This window comes from Pontibacter chinhatensis (assembly GCF_900113285.1).
Lineage (GTDB): Bacteria > Bacteroidota > Bacteroidia > Cytophagales > Hymenobacteraceae > Pontibacter > Pontibacter chinhatensis.
Map to the genome: position 1 here is coordinate 144,628 of NZ_FOOT01000006.1, position 20,096 is coordinate 164,723.

Here is a 20,096-nt window from a genome sequence, read left to right on the forward strand (position 1 = left end):
ATCGGCCTGTCTCTTTAAGGTCTGCTTTGTGAGGATAAGGCAGTTGATGAATAGTATTTATAGTAAGTTGCTTCTCCCCTGTTTTATGTACTTATAACCGAGAGCTAAATCTCTCGAAAAAGTGCGACTCATCCATCTCACCTACTCATTTCACGAACCAAGTTCTCCATTTGGTTCGTGAGACGACAAAATGAGACTCCAGGCGTACCATTTGATCAGAAGTAAGTCTGGGTCTCAACAAATCGCCATTTTGTGAGAAAGCAATTCAGGACTTTACACCTATTTTAGGACGAGTTAAGGAGCTGTGGGATCACCTACTAACATTATAAACCTCTTGCGTTGATTCAGCACACACTTTGCCGGTACTCAGAAAATGCCAGCTTCTGCTATTGCATGCCCGTTCTCCTTTTGACAAAGCGGCGGACACCATCTCCTTTCACCCCCAACACGATGAAGGTAATACTGGCCGCCAGGGTTAAGGAGGTAATGTTGATACCAAAGGTTAGCAAATGCTCTGCCCACTTATCTCCTTCCTCAAAGCCAAAGACAAGTTTGAGCCCAAACCAGGCAGGATAGATTGAGATATGAGCCGTTGCAGCCAAACCAATAAGTTCCCTGCGCCCTGCGTCGTCCATCGCACCCAACGCTGCAGCAATACCTATTAGGGAGGCAAGCACCAAACCGGATAACGGGGTGCCGAATTCCTCAAAACCGATCGGGGGCTCGGTGAAGAGTGCCACACAGGCGCCCGCAGTCACGATTAGAACGGTAGTGACCAGCAGCGCCAGGACTCCCTGCCAGAGAAAGCGCCACTCCCGAAGCATCGCCCCCAGCCCAACCCCGAGCATATGATGATGGAAAGGCAAAAACAAGAGGCCTGCAATGATGAGCGGCAGCATGTCCTCCACCATTCCATAGGCAAGTAAAACAGCAGAGAGAAAAACCCGCCCGAAAAGACTTATTGTGACACGCGTGAACTGCCATAACTCTTCATATACATCCGTAGTGGGCCTTACAATGGGATAGGTTTCTTCCTTAGGGGGCTCATCCCCAAAAATTGACTCCGGATGCCGCACCGTGAAAGTAAACGTATCCGGGTTATAGATAGCGGAGACCATGAGGCTCTCCAGGAATAGCTTAGCCTTTGGTGTGGCAGTTTCTACCTCCACCACATCCAACTCTGTTTCCAGATGGTCTGAGGTGTACTTGCGTGCTTGTCGTATAGACACGTGCGTGGCTCCGGCCGCAAAGGCAATTTCTGCTATGTTCTTTCCTTGTCCGGAGGGTGCCTTGATGGTAACTAAGCGCATTTAGTTTGATCTTTTCTATGCCAGACGTATGAAATAGGATACTGAAAAGCATATACTGCGCTGACCACAAAGAGTTGGCTTTGGCTTCTTGCCTTTTGCTTGTTCGTCACGCAGCAACAAGCCAAGCTGCAGCCTCTCGTTGCTCACTTTATGTACTAACTGTTAGCAGCAAATCATCAAACATCTCATTTCCTTTAACTGTAACATATCATAATGAGCCTGATAAACCCTTAGACTATAGACAAAATATTTTTCAGCGATTGGCAAAGTATCATACGAATACTTATTATCTCTATTGCAGCTTACTTGGCATTAGTTTTCACCCTGCGCATATCCGGAAAGCGAACTTTATCGAAAATGAATGCTTTTGACCTGATCGTAACAATAGCGGTTGGCTCTACCTTTGCCACAGTCATCCTGAATAAAAATGTCACCCTTTCAGAAGGTGTATTAGCATTTACATTACTGGTGTTCTTACAGTATGTAATTACCTATTTGTCTGCCCGAAATAAGCGAATTAGCCAGCTTGATAATTCAGCTCCTACATTAATTGCATATAACGGGGAATTATTGAGCAAGAATATGCTTTCAGAAAGAATTGATGAGGATGAGGTCTGGGCTGCCTTAAGGAAAAAAGTATATAGTTCGTTGGCAGAAACGGATGCTGTTGTTTTGGAAACAGATGGAAGCCTCACTGTTATAAAGCAAATCAAAGACCCACAGGCACCTGCCGTCAAGGTATTATTAGGACCAGAACGGTGACTTCCTGTTAAATGAATTTATCTGAAAATAAAAATTAGAAAGTCTGCGGGCATTGTTTGCTTTGCTAGCGTACAGGCGAAAGCATTTTCCCGAAAACAACATCAGGGATATGTATGGAATAGTAAGGGTAATAACAAAGGAAATGTCTTTCGATGAAATCTTTCAGCAGTACATAGTAGCGGTATTGGATATGGCAAAGGGGACAGAAACATACGCAGCCAAATGATAGACCTTCTTCTGCAGCTACAATACATTGGTAAAAGTGTTGCTGCGACAAAACTCTTGATGAAAATTCAGAGAAAACCGTTCCGGGAAGATGCATAGACTTAGGTGTAGAAGTTTTACTTTACTGGCAAATGATAGTGGCACTCTTCCAGACAAAAGGATTCTGCTGCTAACGAAACTATTCTGCAAGAACTGCTGACAAAAAAGTACTGAGCTGAAACAGTTTATATTTCGCTTCATCAATAAATTTAAGCTGACAAACCACAAACTTTCACTGCTACACAAACTCTCAACACATTAGTAATGATTATCATCGGCTCAAAACCCCTCTTTTTCCGAGACAACCAAACAAGTGGCCAGCAATGACTCAACTGTGGCAACAAGACTAAAGCCTACCTTCCAACTTGCGATAAGGCAGAACGGAAGTTAGCTTACTCCCTCCTCCAGAAACCCCTCAACAGCTTCCATACCCCTGTGGATAAAGTTCGATAATTCCATCCTTTGGTCTACCAAAGCCGCTTCAGCTAATGCTGAAGCGGCCTTTTTTTGTTTCAGCTTCCCTCTTCAATCTGGATATAAAACTTCTGAGTATTTTGAGTGAATATTTGAATTTTAGGTGGATTACTTGAGTGTATTAATTTGTTTATTTGCGCTCATGTCAACAAGCCAGGTGCTACTTATACTTCTCAGTGGATTAGGTGTCCTACACGGGCTCTTCTTAGCCGCTTTTCTATGGTTTCACCCCAAAGGACTGAGGACTTCGAACAGGCTCCTGAGCATGCTATTGGTTATACTCTCATTCCGTATCGGGAAATCCGTTTTCCTTGAATTTGTGGATGGGATTTACCTGCAGTTGATCTTCGCAGGGCTTGCTACACTCCTGTTAATTGGCCCTCTCTTTTTCTTCTATACCAAGTCGGTTCTCAAAAAGTCAATCCGGTTTACCACGGCCGAGTTCTTGCATTTTATCCCTTTTCTTTTTGGGATAGCTTTCAGTTTCTGGATTAACAAAGAGAATGTACAAACTACTCCGATAGTTGTATTTGTTATACTTTTCTGCCTCTATTACGGCCATTACCTGGTGTATTTATTCTTTAGCTACCGGCAGATACAGAAGTATAAAATTCAGTTAGGAGGAGTTAATGTTGCTGTACAGTGGTTGCAATTTCTTTTTTATGCCTTGGCTGCCCTATGGATGGTGTATGTGCTCAACTTGCTGGAGGATAACATTCCGTATATTCTTGGTCCTATCCTCTATTCTTGTATTGCTTACGGGGTCAGCTTGGTTGCCATTAAGAAAGGCTACATCAACGGGCTTGATACGGTAAAGTATAAAACCACCCCCTTATCAGAAACCGAAATAAATCAAATTTACGAGGACGTAAAGAAACTACTGGTAGAGGAGCAGCTTTATAAAAACGCTGACCTGACCCTAAGTACATTCAGCAAAGCACTAAAAGTAAGTCCCCAAAAGATATCAATGGCTATCAACATCAGGTCAGGATCTAATTTTAATGGCTTTGTTAACCAATACCGTATCCAGCATGCGCAGGCCTTGCTGGAACATAGCGAATCCAGCGAGCTAACTATTGCAGCCATTGCTTATGAGGTTGGATTTAATAGTCTGACCAGCTTTAATACTGCCTTTAAAAAACAACTGCAGAAAACGCCCTCGGCTTACCGTAAGGAAAGTACTCCTCTTTAGATATTCCTACAGTTCACCGGCAGGTCTCTCCTACTTATCATAAAACTGCCTTCACCTGCTCTGCGTTTCTAAAAAAGTCTATTAAATCGTTATTTACTATAGGTAAATGATCATTTTGGAGGAGTCCCGCGCCAGCTAACACTTCATTTGCGTCAAACTAAACCAAATGATCATGCTAAAACTTTTCATTACGGCAGTATTACTTACCACTGTCATCTCCGTTTCCGCCCAAGTAAAATCTTTTCAATTTGAAGGAGTTAAGAGAAAGTACCTGGTATACCTTCCTGCTTCCTATCAATCCGACACAACGCAATCCTTTCCCCTGGTTTTCAATTTTCATGGTGGGGGCATGACCGTGGCTGAACAAATGCTTTATACCCGCATGAATGAGGCTGCCGATAAACACCACTTTATCGTGGTATACCCATCCGGTATAAAGCAGGATTGGAACGTTGGCTTTGAGATGTCTTATCAAAACGGCACCAATGACATAGGCTATGTCAAAGCCATACTGGACAGCCTGAAACAAGCGTACCGCATAGATAATAAGGCGGTATTTGCGACAGGACTGTCACGTGGTGGGTTCTTCTGCCATCGCCTGGCCGCTGAAATGCCGGACGATTTCGCAGCCATTGCTTCCATTGGCGGTCCCTTGCCGGATTCAGTAAAGCACTTTCATCAAAGTAATAAAAAAGTAAGCGTGATGCAGGTGCACGGCACGGCCGACAAAGTTGTAAAATATGATGGAAAGACCGATGCCTATGCGTCGGCCCCTGCTACCTATCGCTATTGGGTCACACGTAATGGATTAGCTGGCCAGAAAGAGAACAAGCAGGTTTTCAATTCAGATAGGAAGGATAACACTTCAGTCATGATGCAGGAGGTGACCAATAAAAACGTGACGGTTTCGCTCGTTACTATTGAAAACGGGGGCCATACCTGGCCAGGCAGTGTTTCTTATAATATTGGTTATCCGTTGGGGAATACAACAAGAGATATAGACATGAATGAAATCATTTGGCGTTTCTTCAGAAAGAATAGGAAGCACTGATAGGCTACTTTGCCATCAGCTTGCTTCAATAAATTGCAAGGAATAAGGTTAAGAAGATTTGCTCTCAGAGAAGGGTTTTTACCACGCCCTTACCATAGGGTATCAGTTCTAATACTTGTTGCTGATAATTGGGACTCTTCACTCTTTCTCCGTTTCTAAGGCTCAGAAACAGCTGCTACCCCCTAGTAGGGTTCGATATTTTATTAAAAGCCGCTTCAGCTAAAACTGGAGCGGCTTTTTTTGGGCACTTAGGTCGCTATCCAGGCATTTAGATTAAAGTTTATAATCATCCCTCACCCATTTTTCGTCTTGCTTATCTAACAAGGCAGCAACAAGTATAGCTGGTCTACAGCCACAGGGTCTGTCTTTTCCTAAACAGCTTTAACTTCCTAAACTCAACTTGTCATACTGCTCGCATAATCATCTCAAATTTTTAATCGACATTTAAATTTGTGAGGTGGCTTCGAGATCCTTTAGTTAAACTTTGCAGCAGCCGCCATACTTGCTCGGGCTGCTTCTTCACCATACAGCCATTTTATGTAAAAACAGAAAACCAACTACTTGACACCCAGCCTCTTCTTTATCTATTTTCTTGCTTAGGAGGTATAATGAGTATGAAAGAACATCTAACCCGCAGGCAAGCGTTACAGGCGACAGCTCTCCTTGGAAGTGCTTCGATCTTTGGCTTCCGTGTTTCCCTGGCAACCCCTGTCAAAGGGAAAACGCCTCCCTTAACTCCCGATGAGATTACTGCTATAGAGACAGCACTCGGGAAGAAAGGGACTTACAAGGAAGCGGAGGCCACTCATACGACCCCTCTTCCCCGTAATGATCTGAAGGTTAGAATCAAGGGAGAGTCGGTACCCATCGCTTTTGGCTTTGGCGGATGGGTATCTATTAAAAGAACGGTAGATGGCAAGACAGCCATGCTCATGAGCGATACGGTGCTGCTGCAGGAGGAAGTTAACCCACTAATTTCCGCAGCGCACGCCAATGGCCTGGAGGTGAGCGCGATTCACAACCATTTCTTCTACGAAGAGCCCCGCATTTTCTACATGCACCTCCACGGCATGGGTGGCCCAAGTGAGCTGGCCAGTAAATTTGCGGCAACCATCCGCGAAAGCAAGCTTTCTCCAGCAAACCAGCCTGAAGCCGCTGACACAGCTACACCTGCCACAGGCAAGGAAAATTTCGATTTGCCAGCCTTAGATGCCATTGTAAAGTATACCGGGACTGTGAATGGGCCGACCTACAAATACACTGTGGGGCGGGAGGGTGTAACCGTCATGGCGATGGGAGCCGAAATGACGCCATCCATAGGGTTAAACTCCTGGGCCTCTTTTGCCGGAAACCAACAGAAAGCACACATTGCAGGTGATATTGCCATGCTGGAGGCAGAAGTAAATCCGGTCATCAAAGCCCTGCGGCAGCACAACCTTGAGGTGGTGGCCGTTCACCACCACATGCTCGGCGATGCCCCGCACATCATCTTTCTGCATTACTATGGCCGGGGACCAGCCCCTGCCCTCGCGCAAGGCTTTCGGGCAGCCCTGAATGAACTGGGGAAGCACGGGAAAGCAATGGGTCATAGCAAGCACTAATATATAACTCCGTTAACTAAATCCCCCTACCAGGCGCCACGCTATCCCGAGTAAGCCTGCTCCCAGAATGACAAATACGACCGTAAACTTTGATTTAATACGGTACAGGATCAGCATGGACAGAGCAAAGACCAGCAGGGTAAACCCACCGGTGATGGTAGACCTGAACAGTTGCAGGGCCGTGACCGCGATCAGCCCAATTACCCCCGCCGTCACGCCGTCCAGAAAGCTGTGTAAAGCCGTATTGGTAATCACCTTCTCCACCAAGCCATGCCCTAGCAAGGTAAAAGAGAAAGCCGGAAGAAAGATGGCAAAGGTCATGATGACTGTTCCGAGCCAGCCGGCACCGAAATACCCCACAAAAGTAGAAAAGATGATCAAAGGTGCGGGAAGTATGCCGGACAGAGCGATGCCATCCAGGAACTGCCTGTTCGTGAGCCATCCTTGCTGCATGACGGCATCCTGCTGAATAAAAGGGATAACGGTATAAGCGCCGCCAAAGGTTAACAGGCCTGCTTTCAAACCAGCCCAGAAGACCGCCACAGGCGACTGCTCCGTATCGGCGGGGTTGGCTTCGGTTACGGTTGCCGGTTGCTGCAGTTCCCCCCAGAGCGGGTTGAACAACAGCACGCAGGCAACAACCAACACGATGCCACTCAGTGCCAAGAGTTTTATGTTGCCTTTCATCCAGAAGACGTAGGCCATGCCTGCCAGGGGAAGCACCACAAAGAAACCCACGCCACAGACATAAGCAATGAAAGCTGCGGCCGCTATTACAAACAACTTCCAGTTGAAGAGGGCATGTTTGCCGATGCGGTGCACAGCAGCAAAGATCAAGGCAATCACGGCGGCCTGAAAGCCTATGAAAACAGCTTGTATTAAAGGAGAACCGATGCCGATGCTCACGTAAAGCCAGGTGAGCAGGAGCATCAGCAGAAAACCTGGTAGCATAAAGCCAAGCCCTGCCAAAAAGCCCCCTACCCTCCCACCGGCTACCATGCCAAAATAGACGCAGAGTTCATGTGCCTCAGGTCCGGGCAAGACCTGGTAGACCGCCAAAGAGCGGTTAAACCGTTCTTGGGTAATCCACTTTTCTTCCTCTACCAGTTCCCGCTTAAGCATGGCAATCTGGGCTACCGGTCCGCCCCAGGCAAGAAACCCGAACTTCAGGAAGCGCAGGAATATTTGCATGTTGGTTTGGTGAATAGCTGGTATAGCCGGGACTTCTTGCATGTAGATAAAATTCACAAGTGAGCAACCAAGAATGTCATGTACCTTAAGGAAGCGGAGTATAGGAGTATGCCAAAGGCAGCTAGCAAACACCATAGGCAATTTACCACGGTAAACCAAGCCTAGTGACCATACTTACCTCACTATCAGCTTACTATAATACGTCATCAGCCAGCTTTTAATCAGAAACACTGAAAAGCACCTTGCGAACGCTGCGGCATCTTTGCCTCATCTGCTCCGCGTCACTCACATCATAATGTAGTTAACAGTTGGAAGCCCCGAAACCTATGCCTCCTGCCCCTGAAAGGCAGCCATATAACTTCTAGCCCAAGTTCCTGTTAGATTAAGTTGAAGGAACACAAAGAGTATAGGAGATTCGATTTATGAGAAAATATATCAATGCAACCATCTACGGAAACCCGGAATCCCGTGAGATTCTAGTGGAGAACGGTCGGTTTAAGGCAATTGGGAATAATGTAGGCACCGCCGAGGAAGTAGTTGATTTGGAAGGCCGTTTGGTGTTGCCTCCTTACGTTGACCCACACTTACACCTGGATTATATCTTCTCCGGGTTGGGCGAAGGGAATGCGAACGTGTCGGGTACATTGTTTGAGGGAATCCGGCGGTGGAGTGAAAACAAGAAGTCTTTGACGGAGGAAATCGTGCGGGAGCGGGCGATCAAGGGAATTCAAAAAGAGCTGAGCCATGGGGTTCAGTTTATCCGCACGCATGTGGACATCACCGACCCTAACCTGACGGGGATGAAGGCCCTAATCAAGCTGCGGGAGGAATTAAAAGACATTGTGACACTGCAACTGGTGGCGTTCCCCCAGGAAGGTTTTTTCCGGTACAAAGGGGCAGAACAGCTCATGGAAAAGGCACTCGAAATGGGGGCCGATGTGGCCGGCGGAATCCCTCACTTTGAAATATCTTATGAGCATGGCGTGGAATCGTTGAGGCGAATTGTGGATATGGCCATCAAGTATAACGTCATGATTGACATCCACTGCGATGAAAATGATGACCCCAACAGCCGCTTCCTGGAGGTGCTGAATGCGCTGGTGCTGGAAAAGGACTATGGCCCCTATACCACAGCGAGCCACACCTGCAGCTTTGGCTCGGTAGAGAACAGCTATGCTAATAAGATGCTGGGCTTGTTCAGGGAGTCGCAGATCAACTTTATTTCCTGCCCGACTGAAAACGCGCATTTGCAGGGCCGTGGGGATACTTACCCGAAACGTCGTGGCCTCACCAGGGTAAAAGAGCTGCTGGAAAACGGAAATCACGTCGCGTTTGCCCAAGACTCCATCGCCGATTACTGGTACCCGTTGGGGAACGGAAACATGATGAACATACTGGACAATGGCATTCACCTGGCCCATTACACTCACATCGATGAAATTAACAAGGCGTTTGACCTGATTACCTACCACGGCGCCCACATCATGAGGGTAAGTAATTCGTATGGCATTGAAGCGGGAAAACCGGCCAACTTTATCGTACTGGATGCACAGGATGCCTACGAAGCTATTCGGGAACGCGCCGAAGTACTTGCCTCCGTCCGGAACGGGGAATACCTGTTTAAGCGCGAGCCACGCAAAAATGAGCTGGAAATTGAGTTCTTACAGCAGTCTTGAAACGCTTTGAGAACCCAACCACCAGCTCATTCCATAGCTTGTAAAGTATAGATTTTATACTTTACAAGCTGTTCAGCGCACTTTTAGCTTTGTCAACCATCTGGGCAGCAGGCGTGGACTTTAATTTTTCCAGCTCAAAAGCAGCCAGAATTTTATCAAGTTCCGCGAGTTTGGCCTTGTTGCCTGTGCGGGTAAATTCCTCGCGAAGCAGGCGCACTTTCTCGAAATCCTGAATGCCCTCCACCAGCTTCTCGAAACGGATGGAAGTCAGCGGGCCGGGATAAACCTGGTAGGTGTCACCCGCCGGCCAGGCTCTGAAACGGCTGTCCTGCAGCGGGTTCTGTACCCAGCTGTTGTAGGCCCAGCGCAGATAACCGGTAAAGCCCTGTGCCGCTGTGTACCATCCTATCCAGGTATGCTCTGCCGGTGGCGAAAAGGTGAAGCCATTCGGGTAAGGTTCGGTGCAGCAAGTATAAAACGTGCTGGGCTTGCCGCTGGCCAGCCGTTGCGCCAGCACCTGGTCATCAAACTTCCACCTGGAGGCAATGCAGTAATCGAAAATATCCTGCTCAATTTCCGGATGATAATCCCCAGCCAGGGCTACCTTCCAAGCAGGATCGGTCTCTTTCAACAGGCTGATAACGGCCTGCATATCGGCCAATGGGCGCTCGTCCATGGCGATGGCCGTGATGGAGAACCAGCCCTTATCTTTCAGGTGACGGGCAAAGTCCTGCAGCATGCTGCCCCAAAAGGCATTGTAAGCAGGGGTGCCGGCCTTGGCGGTAAACACCTCGTCCGTTCCGGTAGCCTCGTCAAAGTATACAAAAGACATTTTCCAGGGCACCATGGAGAAGCAGTTAATCCGCCCCTTAATGCCGGTGGACATCACAAAGGAAACATACTCGTCAAAGAGGCTGTAATCGTAGGTCCAGGAGCCGTCTTTGCGCTTTATCCACTTTATCAGGCTTGGGAAATCGTCGTAGGTCTGGTGGTCCCAGGGCTCATGGATAATACTGGTGGTGATGGTCTTCTGGCCGGCGTTGGCCAGCATAGTATAATAGGGCCTCATCAAATCATAGTGCTCCTGGCTCCAGAGTGGCACATTGTGCACCCGGGCAATGGCAGCAGGGTGTTGCCACAGGTCCAGGTCAAAGGCCCACTCGCTTGGCGCCGGCAACTCCCGCTCCTGCACGTTTACCGTTACGCGCAGCTTGTAGGTCTTGTCGGCCTTCACAGTCACCACGCCCTTGTAGGTGCCAGCCGCCGCCTGCTGGGGCACAGCTATACTTAGCCAGACAGGCTGCACGGTGTTTGCAGCCACAGCTGTCGCTGCCACCGTGTCGATAGCGTCTGCTACCAGCGAGGAGTCGAAATCTGCCGGTTTCCGGAAGCCGCAGCCACCGCCAAACTCATCGGTTATTACATAGCGCAAAAAGCCGGTGGTAATCTTATCCGAGGCAATCCGGTTGCCTTTTCCATCCTTCAGGTCCGACACGCTCACCCGGACCTGCGGCACCTCGCGGCGCGCCCAAACCAACAATTGGGTGTGCACCTTCTCCCCTTTCCAGGCCGTTGCCTCCCAGGTGTTTTGTTGCGTGAGCGTGGGTACCTGATCCTGCACGTAGCGGGTGTCGCTGTCCGCAAAGCTTACGCTAACGGGCTTTTTCAGGGAGGTCCAGGCGTCGGGTTGCTGCTGCGCCGATAGCTGGTGTGCTACCGAGAGCGCCAGGAATAGCATAAAAAAGAGGGGGTTAGAATTTCTCATGTACAAGGGAGAATATGGTTAAAAGCGCTGTAAAGGGAGAGGCTGTCTCGGCCATTCTTTCATTAATCCTGATGCATTGTTCAGGAGGAATAAAGTGTGAAAATAAGCAATGTTATCGTAAACGCAAGTATAAATTATACTTGCACCACCGTATCATTATTTAATCAACTGTGAGAGAATCCCCGCCACATTACCCGGCTGCTGTCCTGTCTCCTGAAATTTATGCGGCACCACAAAGTATAAAAAGCTAATTATACTTACCTTTAGAAGGATAAGCCCTATACTTTTATATGCGAAAACTCCTGACCTTATACTTGCTGCTTGGCGCCATACTTGCAGCCCAGGCCCAGCAAACCCAAAAGCCCGTGCTGCACGGCAAAAACTGGATGGCCATTACCGGAAAACCACTGGCTGCTACTGCCGGTGCCATGACCTTTCAGAAAGGCGGGAACGCGGTGGATGCTGCCTGTGCCATGCTGGCGGCAACCTGCACCATGTGGGATGTGCTGAGCTGGGGCGGCGAAACGCAGGCGCTCCTCTACAACCCCAAAACCAAAAAGGTCATCGCCATCAACGCCATGGGCGTAGCCCCGACCGGCGCCACGCCGGAGTTCTTCAAAAGCAAAGGCTACAATTTCCCGCCAGAGTATGGCCCGCTGGCGGCCACCACACCCGGCACCCCGGGCGGACTGATGCACATGCTGGCCAACTACGGCACCCTGAGCCTGGAGGAAGTATTGGCCCCGGCCATAGAACTGGCCGCCGGCTACCCCATCGAGGCCCAGACAGCCAACAGCATCGAGCGCGGGAAAGAGAGGATAAAGCAGTGGCCGTACAGCAAGAAAGTGTTCCTCACGCACCTGGGTGAAGAGAGGGAAGCTCCTGTGGCCGGTGATATCTTTGTGCAGCAAGACCTGCTCCAGACCCTCACCAAACTGGTAGAGGCGGAACGACAAGCACTAAAAAAAGGTAAAAGCCGCAAAGAGGCCATCATGGCGGCTTACGACCGTTTCTACAAAGGTGATATTGCCAAAGAATTTGTGCGCGGCAGCAAAGAACAGGGCGGTTTAATCACGATGAAGGACCTGGCCAACTGGAAGCCCCTGGAGGAAGAGCCGCTGGTGGTAAATTATAAGGGCATCGACGTGTACAAACTGCAGCAGTGGACGCAGGGCCCCAGCCTGCTGCAGGCGCTCAACATCCTCGAAAACTTCGACCTCAAAAGTATGGGCTACAACAGCTCCAGGTACATCCACACAGTTTATCAAAGTATGAGCCTGGCCTTTGCCGACCGCGACTTCTATTACGGCGACCCCTACGTTGCACCGCAGGAGCCCATGAAAGGACTACTGAGCAAGGACTACGCCAGGCAACGCGCTGCCCTGATTCAGTATGAGAGAAACGACGCCAAAATAGGCCCCGGCGACCCCTACCCTTTTGAGGGAAAGAAAAACCCATACTTAAAACTGCTGAAAGATAGAGGCTTTGAGTTTGATACCATCCGCCGCAACTTCGCCCCGACGCACGACCTGCGCAACGGCTCCTCGATGGTGGAGTATCAGGACAGGTTATGGCGCGGCACCACCACGATTGAGGCGGCAGATAAAGAAGGCTGGGTGGTGTCGATTACGCCAAGTGGCGGATGGCTGCCCGCCTGCATTGCCGGCAACACAGGCATCGGCATGAGCCAGCGGATGCAAAGCTTTGTGCTGGATGAGCAGCTGAACCCCTTTAACGTAGTAGCGCCAGGCAAACGCCCTAGAGTGACGCTAACCCCATCCATGGCCCTGAAAGAGGGCAAGCCATACTTGTCCTTTGCCGTGCAGGGTGGCGACACGCAGGAGCAGAACCTGCTGCAGTTCTTTTTAAATGTGGTGGAGTTTAGCATGAACGTGCAGCAAGCCGCCGAGGCAGCCAACTTCAACACCAACCAGCTCTGGCTCTCGCTTGGCGGCACCAAAACCGAAGATCGACAACCCAAGCCGGGCCATATCCTGCTCCACGATAGCACACCGGAGGAAGTGCGCGAGCAGCTGAAGCAAATGGGTTATACTTTGGATTTCGACGACCGCACCAGCGGCCCGATAAACGCGATTTATTTTGATTGGAAGCACAACAGCCTCTGGGGCGGCTCCAGCAACCACGGCGAGGATTACGGCATCGGCTGGTAAGTATAGCTTATGGTTGCTATAGGGAAAGTATAAGTGGCAATTGAAGTATAAACTGGTAGCGATTAGATATTATATAGATAAAACAGCAGCACCTCAGAAGCCTGTGTAGGGCCTACCTAAAGTGCTGCTGTATTATACTTTATTCCTTCCTACACCTACTACACTAAATGCCTAACCTAAGTTAAATCTTTGTTAAAAGCCGGTATGGTGTAGGTTTTTCCGTTTCCCAGCAGGTGCATTTTCAGGTCATAAATCGTAAACGGGTCGCCTGAGGCTATCTCATAAATATCGGTGCTGCTGATGTCCATGCCATCCAGAATGGTGACCAGCCCACTGCCGACGACTTCCACTTCCACGCCATTTTTCACAAGTATAGCCGTGTCTTCCTCCAAGCCAATGCCGATGCAGCCGGGGTTCTGCGCCACTGCCTGCGCCATCCGAATAATGCGGCCGCGGTCGATGAAGTGGGTATCAATGGCCACGTTCTTCAGCAGGTCCAGCCCGGCGGTGGAGCTCATTTCGTCCTTCAGCATACCTCCCTGCGCCTCGCCTTTGTAAATCATATTGGTGGACATGGCCGAGGCCCCCGCACTGGTGCCGGCTACCACCAGTTTCTCTTTCATATACCGCTCTTTGATACGCTCCAGAAAAGGGCTGCCGCCAAGTATGGAGGTAAGCCGGAGCTGGTCGCCTCCTGTGAACATGATACCGGCAGCTTTATCTACCATTTTTAGCTTCTCCGGGTCTTTGGCATCTTCGCGGGTTCTGATATCCACTACCTGTACATTTTCAGCCCCCAGGCTCCTGAACAGCTTTATATAGTCCTGCGCTATCGGTTCAGGATCGCTGGAGGCCGCCGGTATCACCAATACCAGTGGGCTGCTTCCTTTTAGCTCTTTTACAAAGCGCTTAAGAATTTGCTCGCTAATAAAGCTATTGTTCTCCTCCTGCGATTCCGGGCGTTCCTCCTCGCTCTTGCTTTCTTTGCCACCTATGGCCAGCAGTATACCTTTCGGAATGGATATGCCCAAGTGCTGCGCCTTCTTTTTAAGGGATTTTTGTTGTGCGGCCATACTTTATACTTCTAGATTAATGTTCCTGTCAACATGTTCATACTTATACTACCCGTAGCCATACAAGTTAGTAGTATACCCTGCGAAGGAAACATAGTATGGGGCAGCGCAAGGTTCCTTATGATTGTATCAATTTAAAATACCGCTTCAAAGCAAATGGTACTGCTACCTGGTGTTCTTAAACTTTGTACAGGGCAAAGCAGTAAAATCAAATCTAGCTGATACGAAGCTTACTTATCAAGAAAACAACACCATGAGCCTATCCAAAAAATCATTTATCCCGGTTGCGCTGCTTGCCATAGTCGCTGCCGGCTGCGGCGAAGAGCGCACTACCAGCCAGGAAGCCGGCACGCCGCCCCAGGCAGACCAAAGCGACTGCCAGCCCCTGGAAACACGCCAGCCCAGTGACCCGAGTCAGAAGCCAACTTTCCCCGAACAGACCCGCGCCTGTGCTGTCAAGTCAGATGTAAACCTCAATGTGCAGGTGCTAACCAAAGGGCTTGCCAAGCCCTGGGCGGTGGAGCCGCTTCCTAACGGGGATTTGCTCGTAACGGAGAAGCCCGGCCGGTTGCGCATTGTCTCGGCCAGCGGCCAGGTCGGCAAGCCCATCACCGGGGTGCCCAAAGTTGACGCGCGGGGCCAAGGAGGTTTGCTGGATGTAGCCCTCAGCCCGAACTTTGCCTCAGACCGCACCATTTACTGGAGCTTTACCGAACCACGCAAAGGCGGGAACGCCACCAGCGTAGCCCGCGGTGTGCTCTCACAGGACCAGAGCCGGCTGGATCAGGTACGGGTGATTTTCCAGGCGATGCCAACCTACGACGGCACCATGCACTATGGCTCACGCATCAGTTTCGACAAGGAAGGAATGCTGCTGGTAACGCTTGGCGAGCGTTCGGACCTGAAGATACGGCCACAGGCCCAGCATATGGATAGCCACATGGGCAAGATAGTGCGCATCACACCGGATGGTAAGGCGCCGAATGACAATCCTTTTGTAGGCCAAAAGGGTGCCTTGCCGGAAATCTGGACCGTAGGCCACCGCAATGTGCAGGCTGCTGCGGTGGATGGGGAAGGCTGGTTGTGGGTCGTAGAGATGGGGCCTAAAGGCGGCGACGAGCTGAACCTGATCGAGAAAGGCAAAAATTACGGCTGGCCGCTCGTCACTTTTGGCACCGAGTATTCGGGCAGCCCTGTACCAAATGCCGTGACAACACGTGAAGGCTTTGTGGATCCTGTCTATTATTGGGATCCTGTGATAGCCCCCTCTGGCGCGCAGTTCTACAGTGGCGATGCTTTCCCGGAATGGCGCGGAAACCTTTTTGTGGGTGGCATGAAAGAGACGCGACTGGTTCGCCTGGTGATAGAGAATGGCCGTGTCACAGGCGAAGAACACCTGCTTGCGGACCGGGGCCAACGTATTCGTGATGTGAAGCAGGGGCCGGATGGAGCACTATACGTGGTAACTGACCAGGAAAACGGCGAGCTCTGGAAAATAACGCCGCAGCGTTAGTTACATTAACTTCCAGCTACAGAAAAAATGTATTTGCACAAAAAAGGACAGGCCCTGTAGCCTGTCCTTTTTATTTTATCGCGCTTGAATGATTTGTGATTATTTAACTATGCTTGTTCAATGGGCAAAGCCAGGCGAAGTTTTCCCAGGAAATATGTTGCAGGTTCTTTTCAAGCAAGACTTATATAACATAATCTTAATATATTTGTTCAGATATACTGTGCTTCCTATAGCAGCTGCCTTACTTAAGGACCTATATAACAAGATATTAATTTATCCACAGAAATACACTTCACACACTTTAAACGCAAAATGAAGACTTACTTAAAAAGCAAAATTGGTGTTATTATTCTCTTTATTATTTCTGGTGCTTTAATCGCTGGTTGCAAAAAAGATGATGTTTCAATTGATATCCCGAAAAAAGAAATTGACCGGGAAGTTAGCTTAAGAGGCTATATGGAGAAGGGGCCATTCATCACTGGCACTAGGGTAACAATATATGAAGTAGATAATACCTTTAAACAAACCGGCAGGAGTTATACAACTGAAATTGATAATGATTTCGGGCACTTCCAGGTAAGTGGTAAGTTTAATACCCCTTATGCACAAATTTCTGCAAGTGGATATTATTTCAATGAGATAACAGGAAAACTTTCGAATTCAACATTGAATCTAAAGTCAATCATTCCCCTCGCTGAGGAGAATAATACAAATATCAATGTACTTACCTCTTTAGCACATGATAGAATACTTTACCTTATCAACTCAGGGCAATACAGTTATCAAAATGCTAAACTAGAAGCAGAGAAAGAGGTTTTGGCAATCTTTAATCTTGAACCTGCGACTATACCTTTTGAAAGCTTGGATATTCACATGGCTAATGAAGACAATGCTAAGCTTCTAGCCGTATCAGCTATTCTACAGGCTAATAATACAGAAGCACAGCTCTCTGAGCTACTTTCTAAAATATCAATAGATATTAAAGAGGACGGTGTTTTAAATGATCAACAGATTTTAACAAATCTCAAACTTAATGTTGCCGATCTGAATTTGTTAAAAATCAGAGAAAACCTGGAAAACAGATATAGAAGCTTGGGTATTGAGTACAGTATTCCCCCCTTTGAGAAATTCTCTAAAGCACTGATGTTCATACCTCAGGACAAGATTATTAAAGATCCTAACACTCAACTGATATGGCTTGTAACTGCTCCTTCAGAAAAGTTGGAATTAAAGGATGCTATCAAGTTTTGCGAGGCTCTTGAAGTTGGTGAATACAAAGACTGGAGATTAGCAACGATAGAAGAATTATCCCAGATCTATCCTTATAAAGATGCTTTGATTTCGAATAGTACGGCAGAGAATTACTGGTCTTCAACCTTTTCTCATAAAGGCAGCTGGCAGGGAGTTATATATGACAACTATAAAACCATTGATTTTAGAGATGGTCACATAAGTGCATTCTATGGGGGGAAGTTCAGGTTCCTACCTGTACATGATTAATCCTCTTTTAATCAAAATCTTAACAACAAAGATAAATTAAAGTACTTGCAAAAAGTTACTCCACCTCTTATTATTTCCTATAAGTTAGATAATACTAACTAAATTATTGACTTATGACAAAGTACAAACGCCACGCAACCTCAATTTGCGTGGCGTTTGTACTTTGTTCCCTTCTATACGGAAACCAGTACTGCTGCAACTTCCCGGAATCTTGCCCCTAAAGAAACAAGTATCAGGTAAAGACAGAAAATATAACACGGCCCGTTCGACTCCACAGGATGTATAAGGTCTGTTTGTAGTTTGTTTCGAGTACATTAACCCTAAACAATTTTGTAAGTTTAGCTGCACTGAATTAATAACTGGATCTGTTACACCATAGGGAGCCAAATCATTAATACTATGAACCACGAACATCACCACCGTCCTCAAAACAAGAAGGGCCAGGCAACCGAACGGCTGGAGGAGCAGGCGCTGCATGGCCACGAGCACGCTATGCATGGAGATACCTCGGGTCACCCGCCGCACGGCGGGCATGGCCACGACCACCACCGCATGATGATTGAGGATTTTAAAAAGCGCTTCTGGGTGTCGCTGGTGCTGTCGGTGCCCGTCGTCATCTTCAGCCCGATGGTGCAGCACATCCTGGGCTTCGCGCTGGATGTTCCCTACAGCATGTACATCGCCTTTATACTTTCCTCTGTCATCTATTTCTATGGCGGCTGGCCTTTCCTGACCGGCTTGGCCGAAGAGGTGAAAAAGGGTGCTCCCGGCATGATGACGCTGATTGGAGTGGCGATAACGGTGGCCTACCTCTACAGCACGGCTATCGTGTTCGGACTGGAGGGCATGGACTTTTTCTGGGAGCTGGCCACGCTGATCGTGATCATGCTGCTGGGCCACTGGATTGAGATGAAGTCGGTACTGGGCGCCTCGAAGGCGCTGGAGCTGCTGGTAAGTATGATGCCCGCCGAGGCCATGCTCCTCCGCAATAGGGAGACAGTAAAAGTACGCATCGAGGAGCTGCAGAAAGGTGACCTGATACTTATAAAGCCGGGCGAAAAAGTGCCGGCTGACGGCGTGGTGGAAGACGGTGAGAGTCACCTGAACGAGAGCATGCTGACCGGCGAGAGCAAGCCAGTGAAAAAAACCATAGGTGAAAAAGTGATTGGCGGCTCTATCAACGGCAACGGGGCGCTGCGGGTGCGGGTGGAATTCACGGGCAAGGAAAGCTACCTGAACAAGGTGATTAACCTGGTGCAGGAAGCGCAGAAAACCAAGTCCGAAACACAGCGCCTGGCCGACAGGGCGGCCAAATGGCTGACCTACGTGGCGCTGACCGCCGGCTTTGGTACTTTTGCCGTGTGGCTCATACTTGGGCAGGACCTGGCCTTTGCGCTGGAGCGAATGGTGACGGTAATGGTGATTTCCTGCCCGCACGCGCTGGGGCTGGCCGTGCCGCTGGTGGTGGCCATCTCCACGGCCGTGTCGGCCAACAACGGCCTGCTCATCCGCAACCGCACCGCCTTCGAGAACTCCCGCAAAATCACCACCGTCATCTTCGACAAGACTGGCACACTGACCCAGGGCTCCCATGAAATTGCCTCCCTCGTGGTTTTTGACAAGGCCATGGATGAGCGGGAAATGCTGCGCCTGGCCGCCGCCGTGGAGCAGAACTCGGAGCACTTCATCGCGCAAAGTATACTTCGCCGGGCAAAGGAAGAAAGTATAAATGTTCCGGCTTCGCAGGCTTTCACCTACCTGCCGGGCAAAGGTTTGGAAGGCATGGTGGAAGGAATGGACGTGAAGGTGGTGGGGCCGAACTACATCCGCGAGTTCAACATCCCTGTGCCCGCCAGCCAGGCAGAGGAAGGCGTGGAGACAGTCGTATATGTGCTGGTGGCGGATCAGCCGGTAGGCTACATCGCCATGCGCGACCAGATTCGGGAGGAGTCGGCCAGGGCGATACGGGTACTGCAGGAAAACGGTATCAAGAACCTGCTGCTCACCGGCGACAACGAGCGCGTAGCCAAAAGCGTGAGCGACCAGCTGCAGATGGACGGCTTTCTGGCCAACGTGCTGCCGCACCAAAAGCAGGAGAAGGTGAAGGAACTGCAGGCCAAAGGGGAGTTCGTGGCTATGACCGGTGACGGCGTGAACGACGCCCCTGCCCTGGCCCAGGCCGATGTGGGCATCGCCGTGGGCTCGGGCACCGACGTGGCCGCCGAAACCGCCGACATCATCCTGGTGAACAGCAACCCGCAGGACATCGCCTCGCTTATACTTTTCGGCAAGGCCACCTACCGCAAAATGATTCAGAACCTGATCTGGGCTACCGGTTACAACGTCATCGCGCTACCGCTGGCCGCAGGCGTGCTCTACAACCAAGGCATCATGGTGTCGCCGGCTGTGGGCGCCGCGCTCATGAGCCTGAGCACCGTCATCGTGGCTATCAACGCGCAATTGCTGCGAAGGGAGATAAAGTAAAGCTGGCTATACTTTGAGGAAAGAAAGGCACTATACTTTCCGGCACCCGTAAAAAAGAGCATGTACCAG

At 49.4% G+C, this 20,096-nt stretch carries 13 protein-coding genes; 9 read left to right on the forward strand and 4 right to left on the reverse strand.

Annotated features, from left to right (window positions below; genetic code table 11):
* Positions 1-386: 386 nt before the first annotated feature.
* The gene (locus BM040_RS17060) at positions 387-1,310 is read right to left on the reverse strand and encodes a DUF389 domain-containing protein (RefSeq protein ID WP_092104064.1); all 924 of its coding nucleotides are present in this window, start codon (positions 1,308-1,310) and stop codon (positions 387-389) included.
* Positions 1,311-1,616: 306 nt separating this feature from the next.
* Here BM040_RS17060 and BM040_RS17065 point away from each other — a divergent pair, with 306 nt between their 5' ends.
* From BM040_RS17065 to BM040_RS17080, 4 genes are all read left to right on the forward strand, one after another.
* Positions 1,617-2,072, forward strand: coding sequence for a DUF421 domain-containing protein (locus BM040_RS17065; protein ID WP_394333091.1), 456 nt, complete (start codon positions 1,617-1,619; stop codon positions 2,070-2,072).
* A gap of 1,003 nt (positions 2,073-3,075) precedes the next feature.
* Positions 3,076-4,002, forward strand: coding sequence for a helix-turn-helix domain-containing protein (locus BM040_RS17070; protein ID WP_175491100.1), 927 nt, complete (start codon positions 3,076-3,078; stop codon positions 4,000-4,002).
* A gap of 172 nt (positions 4,003-4,174) precedes the next feature.
* Positions 4,175-5,053 carry an extracellular catalytic domain type 1 short-chain-length polyhydroxyalkanoate depolymerase gene (locus BM040_RS17075; protein WP_092104325.1) on the forward strand — a complete coding sequence of 293 codons (879 nt, stop codon included), beginning with the start codon at positions 4,175-4,177 and terminating at the stop codon, positions 5,051-5,053.
* Positions 5,054-5,667: 614 nt separating this feature from the next.
* Positions 5,668-6,654, forward strand: a complete 987-nt coding sequence (locus tag BM040_RS17080; protein ID WP_092104072.1) for a DUF1259 domain-containing protein — start codon at positions 5,668-5,670, stop codon at positions 6,652-6,654.
* A 12-nt stretch (positions 6,655-6,666) separates the two neighbouring features.
* Here BM040_RS17080 and chrA read toward each other — a convergent pair whose 3' ends face one another.
* The gene (chrA, locus tag BM040_RS17085; RefSeq protein WP_092104074.1) at positions 6,667-7,845 is read right to left on the reverse strand and encodes a chromate efflux transporter; all 1,179 of its coding nucleotides are present in this window, start codon (positions 7,843-7,845) and stop codon (positions 6,667-6,669) included.
* A gap of 422 nt (positions 7,846-8,267) precedes the next feature.
* On the opposite strand from chrA, the gene BM040_RS17090 reads away from it, so the two are divergent.
* Positions 8,268-9,521 (forward strand): amidohydrolase family protein, encoded by a 1,254-nt coding sequence (locus tag BM040_RS17090; protein ID WP_092104076.1) that lies wholly within the window; start codon positions 8,268-8,270, stop codon positions 9,519-9,521.
* A gap of 61 nt (positions 9,522-9,582) precedes the next feature.
* On the opposite strand, the gene BM040_RS17095 is transcribed toward BM040_RS17090, so the two are convergent.
* Complete coding sequence (locus BM040_RS17095; RefSeq protein WP_092104078.1) at positions 9,583-11,286, reverse strand: DUF4091 domain-containing protein; 1,704 nt, start codon at positions 11,284-11,286, stop codon at positions 9,583-9,585.
* 290 nt (positions 11,287-11,576) lie between these two features.
* On the opposite strand from BM040_RS17095, the gene BM040_RS17100 reads away from it, so the two are divergent.
* Positions 11,577-13,457, forward strand: a complete 1,881-nt coding sequence (locus BM040_RS17100; RefSeq protein WP_092104080.1) for a gamma-glutamyltransferase family protein — start codon at positions 11,577-11,579, stop codon at positions 13,455-13,457.
* Between the two features lie 176 nt (positions 13,458-13,633).
* Here BM040_RS17100 and BM040_RS17105 read toward each other — a convergent pair whose 3' ends face one another.
* Positions 13,634-14,530 (reverse strand): cyanophycinase, encoded by an 897-nt coding sequence (locus BM040_RS17105; RefSeq protein WP_092104082.1) that lies wholly within the window; start codon positions 14,528-14,530, stop codon positions 13,634-13,636.
* Between the two features lie 253 nt (positions 14,531-14,783).
* On the opposite strand from BM040_RS17105, the gene BM040_RS17110 reads away from it, so the two are divergent.
* The 3 genes from BM040_RS17110 (at position 14,784) to BM040_RS17125 (ending at position 20,027) form a co-directional block, all read left to right on the forward strand.
* On the forward strand, positions 14,784-16,043 hold the full coding sequence (locus BM040_RS17110; protein WP_092104327.1) for a PQQ-dependent sugar dehydrogenase: 1,260 nt from the start codon (positions 14,784-14,786) through the stop codon (positions 16,041-16,043).
* Positions 16,044-16,355: 312 nt separating this feature from the next.
* Entirely contained in the window at positions 16,356-17,543 is a 1,188-nt protein-coding gene (locus tag BM040_RS17120) for an Lcl C-terminal domain-containing protein (protein ID WP_092104086.1), read from the forward strand.
* A 399-nt stretch (positions 17,544-17,942) separates the two neighbouring features.
* Positions 17,943-20,027, forward strand: coding sequence for a copper-translocating P-type ATPase (locus BM040_RS17125; RefSeq protein WP_092104089.1), 2,085 nt, complete (start codon positions 17,943-17,945; stop codon positions 20,025-20,027).
* Positions 20,028-20,096 lie beyond the last annotated feature (69 nt).